The organism is Pseudomonas sp. CAN1 (assembly GCF_030462585.1).
Taxonomy (GTDB): Bacteria; Pseudomonadota; Gammaproteobacteria; order Pseudomonadales; family Pseudomonadaceae; genus Pseudomonas.
In genome coordinates, this window is the sequence record NZ_JASMRU010000001.1 from 266093 (window position 1) to 280723 (window position 14631).

Annotated in this window: 15 protein-coding genes; 11 read left to right on the top strand and 4 right to left on the bottom strand. The window is 65.2% G+C overall.

Annotation, left to right across the window (positions count from 1 at the left end; genetic code table 11):
- Positions 1 to 13: 13 nt before the first annotated feature.
- The 5 genes from QO207_RS01270 to argE all read left to right on the top strand — a co-directional run bounded on the left by QO207_RS01270 (position 14) and on the right by argE (position 4804).
- Positions 14 to 703 (top strand): NYN domain-containing protein, encoded by a 690-nt coding sequence (locus QO207_RS01270; protein ID WP_301478950.1) that lies wholly within the window; start codon positions 14 to 16, stop codon positions 701 to 703.
- Positions 704 to 939: 236 nt separating this feature from the next.
- The gene (locus QO207_RS01275; protein WP_301478951.1) at positions 940 to 2268 is read left to right on the top strand and encodes an NAD(P)/FAD-dependent oxidoreductase; all 1329 of its coding nucleotides are present in this window, start codon (positions 940 to 942) and stop codon (positions 2266 to 2268) included.
- 3 nt (positions 2269 to 2271) lie between these two features.
- Positions 2272 to 2682, top strand: a complete 411-nt coding sequence (locus QO207_RS01280; RefSeq protein WP_015474916.1) for a RidA family protein — start codon at positions 2272 to 2274, stop codon at positions 2680 to 2682.
- Between the two features lie 192 nt (positions 2683 to 2874).
- Complete coding sequence (locus QO207_RS01285; RefSeq protein ID WP_301478952.1) at positions 2875 to 3549, top strand: DUF1028 domain-containing protein; 675 nt, start codon at positions 2875 to 2877, stop codon at positions 3547 to 3549.
- A gap of 103 nt (positions 3550 to 3652) precedes the next feature.
- Positions 3653 to 4804: an acetylornithine deacetylase gene (argE, locus tag QO207_RS01290; RefSeq protein WP_301478953.1), complete on the top strand. Its 1152-nt coding sequence runs from the start codon at positions 3653 to 3655 to the stop codon at positions 4802 to 4804.
- A 364-nt stretch (positions 4805 to 5168) separates the two neighbouring features.
- On the opposite strand, the gene QO207_RS01295 is transcribed toward argE, so the two are convergent.
- The 4 genes from QO207_RS01295 to QO207_RS01310 form a co-directional block, all read right to left on the bottom strand.
- Positions 5169 to 5813 carry an HAD family hydrolase gene (locus QO207_RS01295; protein WP_301478954.1) on the bottom strand — a complete coding sequence of 215 codons (645 nt, stop codon included), beginning with the start codon at positions 5811 to 5813 and terminating at the stop codon, positions 5169 to 5171.
- A gap of 56 nt (positions 5814 to 5869) precedes the next feature.
- Positions 5870 to 6343 (bottom strand): hypothetical protein, encoded by a 474-nt coding sequence (locus QO207_RS01300; protein ID WP_301478955.1) that lies wholly within the window; start codon positions 6341 to 6343, stop codon positions 5870 to 5872.
- A 70-nt stretch (positions 6344 to 6413) separates the two neighbouring features.
- Complete coding sequence (locus tag QO207_RS01305; RefSeq protein ID WP_301478956.1) at positions 6414 to 7574, bottom strand: hypothetical protein; 1161 nt, start codon at positions 7572 to 7574, stop codon at positions 6414 to 6416.
- Between the two features lie 293 nt (positions 7575 to 7867).
- Positions 7868 to 8410, bottom strand: a complete 543-nt coding sequence (locus QO207_RS01310) for a gamma carbonic anhydrase family protein (protein ID WP_151188917.1) — start codon at positions 8408 to 8410, stop codon at positions 7868 to 7870.
- A gap of 90 nt (positions 8411 to 8500) precedes the next feature.
- On the opposite strand from QO207_RS01310, the gene prlC reads away from it, so the two are divergent.
- The 6 genes from prlC (at position 8501) to QO207_RS01340 (ending at position 14630) form a co-directional block, all read left to right on the top strand.
- Positions 8501 to 10546, top strand: coding sequence for an oligopeptidase A (gene prlC / locus QO207_RS01315; protein WP_301478957.1), 2046 nt, complete (start codon positions 8501 to 8503; stop codon positions 10544 to 10546).
- Positions 10546 to 10815 carry a YheV family putative zinc ribbon protein gene (locus QO207_RS01320; protein ID WP_088420490.1) on the top strand — a complete coding sequence of 90 codons (270 nt, stop codon included), beginning with the start codon at positions 10546 to 10548 and terminating at the stop codon, positions 10813 to 10815. Before prlC ends, QO207_RS01320 begins: the two co-directional genes overlap by 1 nt.
- A gap of 119 nt (positions 10816 to 10934) precedes the next feature.
- Positions 10935 to 11180: a type II toxin-antitoxin system Phd/YefM family antitoxin gene (locus QO207_RS01325; RefSeq protein WP_301478958.1), complete on the top strand. Its 246-nt coding sequence runs from the start codon at positions 10935 to 10937 to the stop codon at positions 11178 to 11180.
- On the top strand, positions 11170 to 11454 hold the full coding sequence (locus QO207_RS01330; protein WP_301478959.1) for a type II toxin-antitoxin system RelE/ParE family toxin: 285 nt from the start codon (positions 11170 to 11172) through the stop codon (positions 11452 to 11454). The genes QO207_RS01325 and QO207_RS01330 overlap by 11 nt, the downstream gene beginning before the upstream one ends.
- Positions 11455 to 11645: 191 nt before the next feature.
- The gene (locus QO207_RS01335) at positions 11646 to 13268 is read left to right on the top strand and encodes an inorganic phosphate transporter (RefSeq protein ID WP_301478960.1); all 1623 of its coding nucleotides are present in this window, start codon (positions 11646 to 11648) and stop codon (positions 13266 to 13268) included.
- Between the two features lie 303 nt (positions 13269 to 13571).
- Positions 13572 to 14630, top strand: coding sequence for a PA0069 family radical SAM protein (locus QO207_RS01340; protein WP_301478961.1), 1059 nt, complete (start codon positions 13572 to 13574; stop codon positions 14628 to 14630).
- Position 14631: the final 1 nt, after the last annotated feature.

Sequence of the window (14631 nt, forward strand, 5' to 3'; positions counted from 1 at the left end):
GGATTGGAAAGTTTTGCGCACCGCCTTCTTCGTCGACGGATACAACCTCTTCTACGGCCTGCTGGCCGGAACGCCATTCAAATGGCTGGACCTTCCTGCCCTGCTTCAGCACGTACTGCAGGTGCAGCAACCGGATTCCTGCGTTGCGTCCATCAGTTACTACACCGCCGGCGTGAAACCGGACCTGGCTTCACGCGGGGTACTCTCCAAGCAGGCTCAGGACACCTACATAAGAGCGCTCAAGGCACGAGACGTAGAGGTCCACTTCGGGAGACACCGTCTGGAACCCGGTCGGGCGCCCCGTTTCGTCGACAAGCGAACGCCAGCCTCCAGGTCAGATCAGGTCGACATCTGGCAGTTGGAGGAAAAGGAGACTGACGTCCATCTCGCCATCAGCATGTATCGCCTCGCCAACAAGCAGGCCAGTGCCCCCGCGGAAGAGCGCATTGAGCAGATCGTGCTGGTCTCGGCGGATACCGACATGGCGCCAGCGCTAAGGGCACTTCGCGAAGACTTCCCGATGCTGCATATCGGCGTGATATTGCCCCATCGCGAGGGCATCAGGCGCGAACCACCCGGCTCCTTGCTGGAATACGCCCATTGGACCCGCCGCCTGATCACCGTCGAAGAACTGCGCACGCACCAGTTCCCGCTTCGGGTTCCAACCCGCAAGAAGCCTGCCTGCAAGCCCGAATACTGGTAGCACACCATCGAAAGGCATTTTTTGCCTATCCAATTTGTCGCCCCAGCCACCAAAAATCCTATACCCCCTCCCCTGCAGCCCGCGGGCCGCGGGGTTTGCGTGGGTGCAGCTTTTCCCTAGCCTGCGACTACAAAAAACATAATTTCGCTATTCACAGCCTCTGAACAGAATGCGGCCAACACCTCATCGCAAGCCGCAACAAGAACAAACGTGATCAGAGTCTGAGGAAGCAAGCCATGACCGACCTGAATCCAGGCGCCTTCGGCAAGAAGTCGCTTGATAACCTGGAAATCGACACGCTGGTCGTTGGCGCCGGCCAAGCCGGCGTGGCCATGAGCGAGCACCTGACCCAGCAGGGCGTGCCGCACATCGTGCTGGAAAAGAGCCGCATCGCCGAAGCCTGGCGCACCGGTCGCTGGGACTCGCTGGTCGCCAACGGCCCGGCCTGGCATGACCGCTTCCCGAACCTGGAATTCCCGGTCGGCCCGGATGACTTCCCGGCCAAGGAGCAGGTCGCCGAATACTTCGTCGCCTACGCCAAGCAATTCAACGCGCCGATCCGCACCGGCGTGGAAGTGAAGAAGGTCACCCGCAACGAAGGCCGCCCAGGCTTCAGCGTGGAAACCTCCGAGGGCACCCTGCAGGCCCTGCGCATCGTCTCCGCCACCGGTCCGTTCCAGCGCCCGGTGATCCCGGCCATCGCGCCGAAGGACGAGAGCATCCAGCAGATCCACTCGGCCAAGTACTTCAACCCGCAGCAGCTGCCCGCAGGCGCCGTGCTGGTAATCGGCGCCGGCTCCTCCGGCGTGCAGATCGCCGACGAGCTGAACCGCGCCGGCAAGAAGGTGTTCCTCTCCGTGGGCGCCCATGACCGTCCGCCGCGCTCCTACCGCAACCGCGACTTCGTCTGGTGGCTGGGCGTGCTCGGCCTGTGGGACGCCGAGGAAGTGCAGCCGGGCCGCGAGCACGTGACCATCGCCGTGAGCGGTGCCCGTGGTGGCGAGACCATCGATTTCCGCCGCCTGGCCAACGAGGGCATCACCCTGACCGGCCTGACCCAATCCTTCGCTGACGGCAAGGTGACCTTCCGGGACGACCTGGTGGCCAACCTGAAAGCCGGCGACGACAACTACCTCGGCCTGCTGGACGCCGCCGATGCCTATATCGAGCGCAACGGCCTGGACCTGCCGCTGGAACCGGAAGCCCGCAAGGTCTACCCGGACGCCGAGTGCATCCGCAACCCGCTCCAGCAGCTGGACCTCGCCGCAGCCGGCATCACCTCGATCATCTGGGCCACCGGCTACGCCGTGGACTTCAACTGGCTGCAGGTGGACGCCTTCGACGACAAGGGCAAGCCCAAGCACCAGCGCGGCGTTTCCCGCGAGCCGGGCGTGTACTTCGTCGGCCTGCCGTGGCTGTCGCGCCGTGGCTCGTCGTTCATCTGGGGCGTGTGGCACGACGCCAAGCATGTGGCCGGCCACATCGCCACCCAACGCCGTTATGTCGAATATCAGGATGCCTCGCAGCGCGAAGGCTCCGTTCCGAAAGCCGCATCCTGGGAGTAAGAGATGCCTACCCACACTCGCATCCGCATGTTCAACACCAAGGACACCTACCCGAACCAGACCCTGGACAATGACCTCTGCCAGGCCGTGCGTGCCGGCAACACCGTGTACGTACGCGGCCAGGTCGGGACTGACTTCGAGGGCAACCTGGTAGGGCTGGGCGATCCGCGCGCCCAGGCCGAGCAGGCGATGAAGAACGTCAAGCAACTGCTGGAAGAAGCCGGTAGCGACCTGTCGCACATCGTCAAGACCACCACCTACCTGATCGACCCGCGCTACCGCGAGCCGGTGTACCAGGAAGTCGGCAAGTGGCTGAAGGGCGTGTTCCCGATCTCCACCGGCCTGGTGGTTTCCGCCCTCGGCCAGCCGCAGTGGTTGATGGAAATCGACGTCATCGCGGTCATTCCGGACTGAAAGCTACGGCGCTAGGCCATGCTGCGTTGGGGCCGGTCGAGAAAATGCTCATTTGCTACAGCAAACTGCGCTTTTCTCGACCCACCCCGCCTTGCCTGGCCGTCGCTCGTAACGCTTTCAAGCGTGCAGGCGATGCGGATTTTCCGCATCGCCCTTTGTCGTTTTAGCTACCAGAACAAGCAAGGAGCCACCATGACCTTCTCCATCGTCGGCCGCTGCGCCGAAACCGGACAACTGGGTATCGCCATCAGCTCCTCGAGCATCGCCGTGGGCGCCCGCTGCCCCTGGGTACGCGCCGGCGTCGGTGCGGTGGCCACGCAGAACATCACCCTGCCGGCCCTCGGCCCGCAGATCCTCGACCAGCTCGAAGCCGGCCTGGAGCCGGGTGCGGCGCTGGACAAGGCGCTCTCCAGCAACGGCTACAGCCAGTACCGCCAGGTGACGGTGATCGACCAGCACGGCAAGGTCGCGCTGTTCACCGGCAGCGAAGCGCTGGGCGTATACAACGCCGTGGCCGGGGAAAACTGCGTGGCGGCGGGCAACCTGCTGTCGTCCCCCGCGGTGATCGTAGCCATGACCCAGGCCTTCGAAAGCGCCAACGGCTGCCTGGCCGAGCGCCTGCTGGCGGCGATGCAGGCGGCGATGGCCGCCGGTGGCGAAGCCGGCCCGGTGCATTCGGCCGCCATGAAAGTCGTCGGCGACCTGGTCTGGCCGATCGTCGACCTGCGCGTGGACTGGGCCGACGAAGCGCCCATCGATGAGCTGGAGAAACTCTGGGTGGCCTACAAGCCGCAACTGGAGGACTACCTGGTACGCGCCCTCGACCCGACCAAGGCACCGAGCTACGGTGTGCCGGGCGACGAGTAACGTCTTACCCGTAGGAGCGGACTCCGTCCGCGATGGTGTCCGGCCACGCCGGGATCGCGGATGAATCCGCTCCTACCCGAGAGCTTTGAAGCAGGACCCGACCATGCCTTCCAGCCGTGAAATCCTCGCCGACCTGATCGCCTTCGACACCGTCAGCCGCAACTCCAACCTGGCGCTGATCCACTACATCCGCGACTACCTCGCAGGCTTCGGTATCGCCTGCGAGCTGTTCCACGATGCCGAGGGCGGCAAGGCCAACCTCTACGCCACGCTCGGCCCGCAGGACCGCGGTGGCGTGTGCCTGTCCGGCCACACCGACGTGGTGCCAACCGATGGCCAGCCGTGGACGGTCCCGCCGTTCGAGCTGACCGAACGCGACGGCCGCCTCTACGGGCGCGGCACCGCGGACATGAAGGGCTATATCGCCTGCGTGCTGGCAGCAGTGCCGGCGTTCCTCGCCCAGCCCCTGCGCCTGCCAGTGCACCTGGCCTTCTCCTACGACGAGGAAGTCGGCTGCCTCGGCGTGCGCTCGCTGCTCGCCGCGCTGGAGCACCGCGAACACAAGCCGATGCTGTGCATCATCGGCGAGCCCACCGAGCTCAAGCCGGTGCTCGGCCACAAGGGCAAGCTCGCCATGCGCTGCCAGGTACACGGCGCGCCGTGCCACTCGGCCTACGCACCGCAGGGCGTGAACGCCATCGAGTACGCGGCGAAGCTGATCGGCCGGCTCGGCGAGATCGGCACCCGACTGGCCGCGCCCGAGCGCCACGACCCGCGCTTCGACCCGCCCTACTCCACCGTGCAGACCGGCGTGATCAGCGGCGGTCGCGCGCTGAATATCGTGCCCGCCGAATGCCAGTTCGATTTCGAAGTGCGCGCGCTGCCCAGCGACGACCCGCAACAGGTCGCCGATGACCTGCGCGCCTTCGCCGAGGCCGAGTTGCTGCCGAAGATGCGTGCGGTGAAGGCCGAGACGGACATCCGCTTCAGCGAGATTTCCGCCTACCCGGCGCTGGTCACCGACCAGCAGGCCCAGGCGGCCGAGCTGATCGCGCTATTGAGCGGCTCGAACGATTTCACCACCGTCGCCTACGGCACCGAGGGCGGGCTGTTCCACCAGGCCGGCATCCCCACCGTGGTCTGCGGCCCGGGCAGCATGGACCAGGGCCACAAGCCGGACGAGTTCGTCAGCCTGGAGCAGTTGGCCAAATGCGATGACATGATGGGGCGACTGGCGGAGTGGTTGCGCGGCTGATTCACCGCGCGGTCTATCCGGCTCCGTAGGAACGGACTCCGTCCGCGATTGCTGCCCGACTGGCACCGGCCTAACGGCCGGATCGCGGATGAATCCGCTCCTACAAGATCAAGTGCCCCTCACCCTGACCCTGGCTGAGCGCCCTGCTCCTCAAGCGGGAGAGGGGACCGTTCGGAGCAAGGTGAAACAACGGCATCAGCCGGCACAATCGGCTCCCTCTCCCTCTGGAAGAGGGCTGGGGTGAGGGCACGCCCAGGCACAGGATTTCAAATCAGGTTCGCGAGCAAGCTCGCTCCTACGAAGAGCCGCCGCGGCAAACCTGTAGGAGCGAGCTTGCTCGCGAACCAGCCCCAGTCGAGAAACGTCAGGCAAACGCTGCGCGCAGCTCGTCCATGCTCGCAAAGTAATGCGCCGGGCTTTCCGCCATCAGCTCTTCGCGGCTGCCGAAGCCGTAGCCGACGCCCGCGGCGGACAAGCCATTGCGGTGCGCGCCGATCAGATCGTGCTTGCGGTCGCCGATCATCAAGGTCTGCTTCAGGTCCAGCTGCTCGATGCCCAGCAGGTGCTCGATCAGCTCGACCTTGTTGGTGCGCGTGCCATCCAGCTCGCTGCCGTAGATCACCTTGAAGTGCCGGGCGAAGTCGAAGTGGCGGGCGATCTCGGCGGCAAACACCGTCGGCTTGCTAGTGCAGATGTACAGCGTGCGGCCCTGGCCGCCGAGCAGTTGCAGCAGCTCGGCAACACCGTCGAACACCTTGTTCTCGTACAGCCCGGTGTCCTTGAAGCGCACACGGTAGTGGTTCACCGCTTCCCAGGCGCGCGCCTCGTCGAAGTCGTAGGTGCTCATGAAGCACTGCAGCAACGGCGGGCCGATGAAGTGTTCGAGCTCACGCAGGTCGGGCTCGTCGATGCCCAACTGGGCGAGGGCGTACTGGATCGAACGGGTGATGCCCTCGCGCGGGTCGGTGAGGGTGCCGTCGAGGTCGAAGAGGATGTTCTGGTAATGCATGGGATCAGCGTCCGGCCGCGAAAGTCGGGCGGGAAGGATAACTTGCATCGTGACTTTCAGGGATAGCGAATCTCGGTAGTTGCCCCCGCCTCTCGGAGTAGAGCCTCCCAGCGGGCAAGCTCGGATGGCCAACCCGAGATCAGCAGAAAGGGCCCAGCCTTGATCCGCTCGTGCGCCTGGGCCGGTGTCCAGCCAGAAGTCGAGCGCACCAATCTTGCAACTGCCCCCAAATTGGCGCCTGCAACGATGACCCACAGTTCAGGGTCGCGCATGGGGCCAGGAATCGGCGGGGAGAATTGGCCGAAGAGCTGGCGCAGCGAGTCGAGCGCGTCCTTCTGGATCAGGGCGCAGAGGCTCCGTGCAGCGTCGACATGTGAGCGACAGAACCAGGCAGCTCCAGCCGGCATTCCCACAGAGCCTTCAAGCAAGGGCAGATAGTCGGCAAATCGAATCAACTCACCACCGTTCCCTGTATGAAAGTACTCACCACGGAAATCCTTGCCACAAACCGCGCAGTAGGGTGGTGTCATTCGATTGCCTCGGTCATCCAGGGGCCTTTGAAGGCGCTTCAGTATGCAAGGCGGGCCAGCGACATTTCCATCATTCGGCGCCATTGCCAACGGGAGGCGCCGCGCCCTGCCCCTGCTTGAGCACACGGAAGCCGCCGCTGACGCTCATCGGCTCGGCCTCGCCAGCGCCATAGGTCTGGGCTGCGGACTGCTCGTCCGGCTCATCCTCCGGCTGCGCCAGCCGGCCGGTCAGGCTCTGCTGCACGCGGGCGCCGAGGTGATCGACGCCGGACATCACCCCGCCGTCCGGGTCACGCATGAGCGCCAGCCACTGCTCATCGAAGGCGGCGTTGATCTCCTTGCGCAGTTGGGTTTCCACTTCGGGGCGGTCGTGGTCGTTGCCGGCCATGCTGAACAGGGTGAAAGCCACCGAGATGACCGAGCCGGCGACCTTGCCGGCCGCGCCCGCCACCACGCCGGCAATGCTGCGGTTGCGCAGTTCGTAGACCAGCTTGGCGCTGGTGCGCTGGGCCACCGGCGAGACACCGCTGACCTTGGTACCGGCACCCGCCTTGCCCGCCGCCGTGCGGATTTCCTGCATCAACGCGGCGAAGGCCGGCAACTTGCCGATGTCCTTGGCGTACACCACCTGGTACAGCGAAGCGTCGCGGCTGGAGGGCGGGCCGAGGGAAATCGCCGGGATACCCATCAGGTGCTCGTCGAAGGCCTTCTGCGGGATGCCACGGCGCTGGGGAATCTCCTTCACCGCCACGGTCAGCAGCTCGATGTAATGCCGGGTGGCCTTCTCCATCACCGCGTCGGGGTCGACCTGTTTGGCCACCGGTATCAGTACCTGCTTGCGGTACTGCTCCTGCAGGTAGACGGCCAGTTTGTCGACGGTGGGATCGAGGTCGCCGTGGGAGCCCATCTTGTACCAGGCGACCTTCATGCTCAGCCATTCCTGGGTCCAGTAGCTGGAGAACCAGGGGATGAATTTCTCGTCGGTGCGCTGGTAGACCAGGTCCATCCACTGCTGCATGGCCTGTTCGGCGTAGGCGCGGGCCTGGGAGGTGGCGGCCAGCGAAGCGGCGCCGATATCGGCATCGACCTGGTGCCAGGTGGCTTCGGTGATGGGGGCGGCGGGCTGGGCGGGGTGATGGGCGCAACCACTCAGCGCCAACAGGAGCAGGGCAATGGCACCACTGCGCCGCCAGGGCGAAACGGTGGTGCTGGGGGAGCACAGACTGTTCATGGCCGCTCGCCGGCTTGGCGGCGCCGTGATGGCTGGCCGCCCGCTGCTGAACCCGGCCGGGCACGCGCTGGCGTCCGGTCACCTCGGCTCAGTATAGGGCGCAGGGTTTACCACGGCGGGCCGTCCGGCGGGACGGCCACGATGTAGGGCGCATAACGCCTCGGGCGTTATCCGCCATCGGCGGCGTCGGCGGGTGGGCGATGGTTCGCGAGCAAGCTCGCTCCTACAGGAATACGCCTGCTCTTCGTAGGAGCGAGCTTGCTCGCGAACCGCCCCCGGCATAGCGAATCCGATCAGCCAGCATACCCCTCGGCAATATGCTGATCCTTCAACTTCACGTAGTTCCCGGCGGTATAGCTGAAAAACGCCCGCTCCTTGTCGGTCAGCGGCCGCGCCTTCTTCACCGGGCTGCCGACATAGAGGAAGCCGCTCTCCAGCGTCTTGCCCGGCGGCACCAGGCTGCCGGCACCGAGGATCACCTCGTCCTCGATCACTGCGCCGTCCATGACGATGGAGCCCATGCCCACCAGGATGCGGCTGCCAATGGTGCAGCCATGCAGCAGCACCTTGTGGCCGATGGTCACTTCGTCGCCGATGGTCAGCGGGAAGCCGTCCGGGTTGAACGGACCGGCATGGGTGATATGCAGCACGCTGCCGTCCTGCACGCTGGTGCGCGCGCCGATGCGGATGCGGTGCATGTCGCCGCGGATGGTGACCAGCGGCCACACCGAGCTGTCCGCGCCGATCTCCACGTCGCCGATGACCACGGCGCTGGCGTCGACGAACACGCGCTCGCCGAGGGATGGCGTTTTGCCCTGATAGGTTCGAATCGTCACGATAGCTGCTCTCCTAATATCAGCCTCAAGCTGCGGTTGACGCCGATTGTATTTAAGATGGCCGGGTGTTTCTTCAGCCAAGGTGCCACCGTGAGCGCGAATCCCCTTCTGCAGAGCTACGACCTGCCGCCCTTCTCCTCCATTCGCCCCGAGCACGTGAAGCCGGCCATCGAGCAGATCCTCGCCGACAACCGCGCCGCCATCGCGCGCATCCTCGCCCAGCAGAACGGCACCCCGACCTGGGCCGGCCTGGTGCTGAGCATGGACGAACTGCATGACCGCCTGAGCAAGGCCTGGAGCCCGGTCAGCCACCTCAACGCGGTGTGCAACAGCGCCGAGCTGCGCGAAGCCTACGAAGGCTGTTTGCCAATGCTGTCAGCTTATAGAACCGAGCTAGGCCAGAACCGCGAGCTGTTCAAGGCCTACGAGTCGCTGGCCGCCGGTGCCGAGTCGAAAGACTTCGACGTCGCCCAGAAGACCATTCTCGAACACGCCCTGCGCGACTTCCGTCTGTCGGGTATCGACCTGCCGGCCGAACAGCAGCAACGTTACGCAGATAACCAAACCCGCCAGTCCGAGCTGGGCAGCCGCTTCTCCAACCAGCTGCTGGATGCCACCCAGGCCTGGACCAAGCATGTCACCGACGAAGCCGCGCTGGCCGGCCTGACCGACTCGGCCAAGGCGCAGATGCACCAGGCCGCCCAGGCCAAGGAGCTGGACGGCTGGTTGATCAGCCTGGAATTCCCCAGCTACTACGCGGTGATGACCTACGCCGAAGACCGCGCCCTGCGCGAAGAGGTCTACGCCGCCTACTGCACCCGCGCCTCTGACCAGGGCCCGAATGCCGGGCAGAACGACAACGGCCCGGTCATGCAGGAAATCCTCGACCTGCGCCAAGAGGAAGCCCAACTATTGGGCTTCAACAACTTCGCCGAGCTGTCCCTGGCCACCAAGATGGCCGAGACCCCCGAGCAAGTCCTGCACTTCCTCCGCGATCTGGCCGTGCGCAGCAAGCCCTTCGCCGCCCAAGACCTGGAGCAGCTCAAGGCCTACGCCGCCGAGCAGGGTTGCCCGAATCTCTCCAGCTGGGACGCCAGCTACTTCGGCGAGAAGCTGCGCGAAGCGCGCTACAGCGTTTCCCAGGAAGCCCTGCGCGCCTACTTCCCGGTGGACAAGGTGCTCTCCGGCCTGTTCGCCATCGTGCAGAAGCTCTACGGCATCCAGATTCGCGAGCTGAACGACTTCGAACGCTGGCACCCGGACGTGCGCCTGTTCGAGATCGAGGAAAACGGCCAGCACGTCGGCCGCTTCTACTTCGACCTCTACGCTCGCGCCAACAAGCGCGGCGGTGCCTGGATGGACGGCGCCCGCGACCGTCGCCGCACCGCTCAAGGCGAGCTGCAATCGCCGGTGGCCTACCTGGTGTGCAACTTCACCCCGGCAGTCGGCGGCAAGCCGGCGCTGCTGACCCACGATGAAGTCACCACCCTGTTCCACGAATTCGGCCACGGCCTGCACCACCTGCTGACCCGCGTCGAACACGCCGGTGCCTCGGGCATCAATGGCGTGGCCTGGGACGCAGTGGAGCTGCCGAGCCAGTTCATGGAGAACTGGTGCTGGGAGCCCGAAGGCCTGGCGCTGATCTCCGGCCATTATGAACACGGCGCGCCGCTGCCCCAGGACCTGCTGGAGAAAATGCTCGCCGCGAAGAACTTCCAGTCCGGCCTGATGATGGTCCGCCAACTGGAGTTCTCGCTGTTCGACTTCGAACTGCACGCCACCCACGGCGACGGCCGCAGCGTGCTCGACGTGATCGAGGCGATCCGCGCTGAAGTCGCGGTGATGCGCCCGCCGGCGTACAACCGCTTCGCCAACAGCTTCGCGCACATCTTCGCCGGCGGCTACGCGGCCGGTTACTACAGCTACAAGTGGGCCGAAGTGCTCTCCGCCGACGCGTTCTCCCGCTTCGAGGAAGAAGGCGTGCTCAACCCGGCGACCGGCGCGGCCTTCCGCGATGCGATCCTGGCCAAGGGCGGTTCCCAGGAGCCGATGGCGCTGTTCGTGGCGTTCCGTGGCCGCGAGCCGTCCATCGACGCCCTGCTGCGCCACTCGGGCCTCTCCGAGGAGGCGGCGTGATGAGCGAGGTGAAGAAGCGCTTCATCGCCGGGGCGGTCTGCCCGGCCTGCAGCGAGCAGGACAAGATCGTCATGTGGGACGTCGACGGCGTGCCGCACCGCGAATGCGTGGCCTGCGGCTACTCCGACACGCTCAACGCCCAGGGTCAGTCGGTGCCCAAGGAGCTGTCCACCCGCGTCAACACCAGCGCGCTGGAAAAGCCCAAGGACCCGAAGGTGCAGGGGGTACAGTTCTTCCCCAATCCGAAGCTGAAGAAGCCGCAGGAATAGCGCCCGCGTAACGCTCAGAGAATGCCCCGAATTGCCGGGGCATTTCTTTTTGCGCTGATCCGCTCTTGTCGGCAGCCTCTATAATGACCAGAATTCTGGACATTATTTGGAGCTATTTCATGCAGAACCTGCTTGCCAGTACCGCCGTCAGTGTCTCGGAGCTCAAGAAGAATCCCTCTGCCGTACTGGCCGAATCCGGCGGTGAGCCGGTAGCAGTGCTCAATCACAACAAGGTGATGGGCTACATGGTCCCGGCGGAGCTGTTCGAGTCGATCCTGGAGCGTCTGGAAGACCTGGAACTGGCGGAAATCGCCCGCTCGCGGCTGGGAGAAAAAGGCATCCCGGTAACGCTCGATGACCTATGAGCTTGAGTTCCTCCCGGCAGCGCTGAAGGAATGGCACAAGCTGGGTCATACGGTGCGTCAGCAATTCAAGCGCAAGCTCGCAGAACGCCTGGAAAACCCTCGTGTACAGGCCGACGCCCTGCATGGGTTGGCGGACCACTACAAGATCAAGCTGCGCTCGGCCGGCTACCGGCTGGTCTACCGTGTCGAAGATGATCGTGTGGTGGTTGCAGTCGTTGCCATCGGCAAGCGCGAACGCGGCGAGGTGTATAGCGCAGCGCAGGAGCGTCGCTGAGATTTCGAGGACATTGGAGCATCAAGTGCGTATCCCGGAATCGATATCAAGGAAGGCTCCTGCCCGCTGACTTAGCATGCCCCTTCGCCCCGCTCGCCCAGCCAGCCCATGTCTCCACAGCCGGCTAGTCTGTAGGGCATTGCCGCAAGGAATCCGCCAGATGCCACCACCGACCCGAAGGAAGCGCCCCCGTGCTTGACCGCTTTGGCATGCTGGAGGTGATGCGCGCCTCGCGCCTGACGCAGTTCCCGATCAGCCCGGTGCTGCGAGAAACCCACGGATTCAAGGGACGCCTGACCTTCTTCCTGCTGCTGGCCAGCGCTCTGCTGTTCACCTTCGCCGCGCTGGGGCATGACATCCACGCCAGCGGCACGCAGCTGGAGCCCGGCTGGTCGATGCTGGTGCTGGTGGTCGCGCTGCTGATCGCCCTGGGCTTCGAGTTCATCAACGGCTTCCACGACACCGCCAACGCGGTGGCCACGGTGATCTATACCAACGCCCTGCCGCCGCGCTTCGCGGTGGCCTGGTCGGGGCTGTGGAATTTCCTCGGCGTGCTTTTCTCCAGCGGCGCAGTGGCCTTCGCCATCGTCTCGCTGCTGCCGCTGGACCTGCTGCTCAAGGTGGACAGCAGCGCCGGGCTGGCGATGATCTTCGCCCTGCTGATCGCCTCGATCCTGTGGAACCTCGGCACCTGGTGGCTAGGGCTGCCGGTGTCTTCGTCGCACACGCTGATCGGCTCCATCGTCGGCATCGGCCTGGCCCACGGTGCCATGGCCGGACATATCGGCCTGGCCGGCAACGCCTGGTCGCAGCTACTGACGGTAGGTTATGCGCTATTCCTCTCGCCGGTGGTGGGCTTCTTCGGTGCCTTTGTGCTGCTGCGCGTGGCCAGTTCGACCATCCGCAACCGCGCGCTGTTCCACGCGCCGGAAGGCCGCACGCCGCCGCCCCGATGGATTCGCGCGATCCTCATCCTGACCTGCACCGGCGTGTCCTTCGCCCATGGCTCCAATGACGGGCAGAAAGGCATCGGGCTGATCATGCTGATCCTGATCGCTACTGTTCCATTGGCGTTCGCGGTGGATCGCGCCCACTCCCCGGAGCAGACCCGCCAGTTGCTCGCCCTTACCCAGGCCAGCCAGGAGCAGCTGCAACGCAGCGGCGGCAGCCCGGCGGCAGACCCGCGCCAAGCGTTGCTGAGCTACCAGGAGGATGAAGTGGTGAAGTCGGAGCTGCTGCCCTCGCTCGGCAGTGTGATCGGCGACATTGGCGCGCGCCTGGAGCGCTACGGGCAGATCGACCAGGTGCCCGCCGAGGAAGTGAAGGACCTGCGCAGCGACCTCTACCTGAGCCTGGAAACCATCCGCCTGCTGGACCGCAGCGACCAGCACTTCGAGCTGGAGACCTGGAGCAGCCTGCAGGCACTGCGCGACTCCGGCGAGCAGACCATCCGTTTCATCCCGTTGTGGGTGAAGGTCGCGGTGGCCCTGGCGCTGGGCCTGGGCACGCTGGTGGGCTGGCGGCGCATCGTCACCACGGTAGGCGAAGGCATCGGCAAGACCCCGCTGACTTATGCACAGGGCGCCTCGGCGCAGCTGGTAGCCATGCTCACCATCGGCGCGGCGGACGGCTTCGGCCTGCCGGTGTCGACCACCCAGGTGCTCTCTTCCGGCGTGGCCGGCACCATGGCCGCCAGCGGCAGCGGGCTGCAATGGCCGACCATCCGCAACATGCTGCTGGCCTGGGTACTGACGCTACCGGCCGCCATCGGCCTGGCGGCGGGGCTGTACTGGCTGTTCACCCGCTTGCTCTGACGGGTAACAGTAGGGCGCATAACCTGGAACAGGTTATCCGCCGCAACTTGGCGGCGGATAACGCTGGCGCGTTATGCGCCCTACACACCCGGCAGCTGCGGACTGTAGGAGCGAGCTTGCTCGCGAACCGGCTAGCTCCGGTGCGCACCTGGAATTCCGCCCACGAGCAAGGACTGGTCGTCCCCCTCAGTCGTACAAAACGCGCCGCACCCGGCAACACAACCGCCGAGCAGTTATTGCTGGCTGTGGAAAACTCAGTGGATTACTGTATTCATATACAGTATTTCTTCAGAGCTTTCCCATATGAGTACTTCCCTTCCACCCCGCGGCCGGGGCACCGCCAGCAATCCGCATAACCGCTTCGCGCCGACCACTTCGGTGCCTGTGGATAACGACTGGTACGACGAAGTGCCCAAGCCCCAGGTGACGGAAATCCGCACAGAGCGGGCGAAGTCGGTGATCTCGCGCAACCAGTCGCCGGACCTGCCCTTCGACCGCTCGATCAATCCCTACCGCGGCTGCGAACACGGCTGCATCTACTGCTACGCCCGGCCGAGCCACGCCTACTGGGACCTGTCGCCGGGGCTCGATTTCGAAACGAAGCTGATCGCCAAGACCAACGCCGCCGAGGTGCTGGAAGAGGAGCTGAGCCGCAAGGGCTATGTCTGCGCGCCGATCAACCTGGGCGCCAATACCGACCCGTACCAGCCCATCGAGCGCCAGCAGCGCCTGACCCGGCAGATTCTCGAAGTGCTGCTGCGCTTCCGCCACCCGGTGACCATTGTTACCAAGGGCTCGCTGATTCTCCGTGACCTCGACCTGCTCGCCGAGCTGGCGCAGCACAAACTGGTGGGGGTGATGATCAGCCTGACCACCCTGGACGACGAGCTCAAGCGCATCCTCGAACCCCGCGCCGCCGCGCCCTCCGCGCGCCTGCGGGCAATCCGCGTGCTGCGCGAGCACGGTATTCCGGTCGGCGTGCTGTGCTCGCCAATGATCCCGATGATCAACGACCGCGAGCTGGAAGCACTGCTCGAAGCCGCCCACGAAGCCGGTGCGCAGAGCGCCAGCTACATGATGCTGCGCCTGCCACGCGAGGTCGGGCCGCTGTTCGAGGAATGGCTGGCGGCGCATTACACGCAACGCGCCAACCATGTGATGAGCCTGATCCGTCAGCTGCGTGGCGGAGAAATCTACGACAGCCGTTTCGGTCATCGCTTCCGCGGTGAAGGCCCGTTCGCCGACCTGCTGGCCAAGCGCTTCGAGGTCGCCATGCGCCGCCTGGGCCTGAACCGGCGCGGTAGCTTCGGCCTGGACTGCACGGCGTTCGCCCCTCCGCGCAGCCAGATGAGCCTGTTCTGAA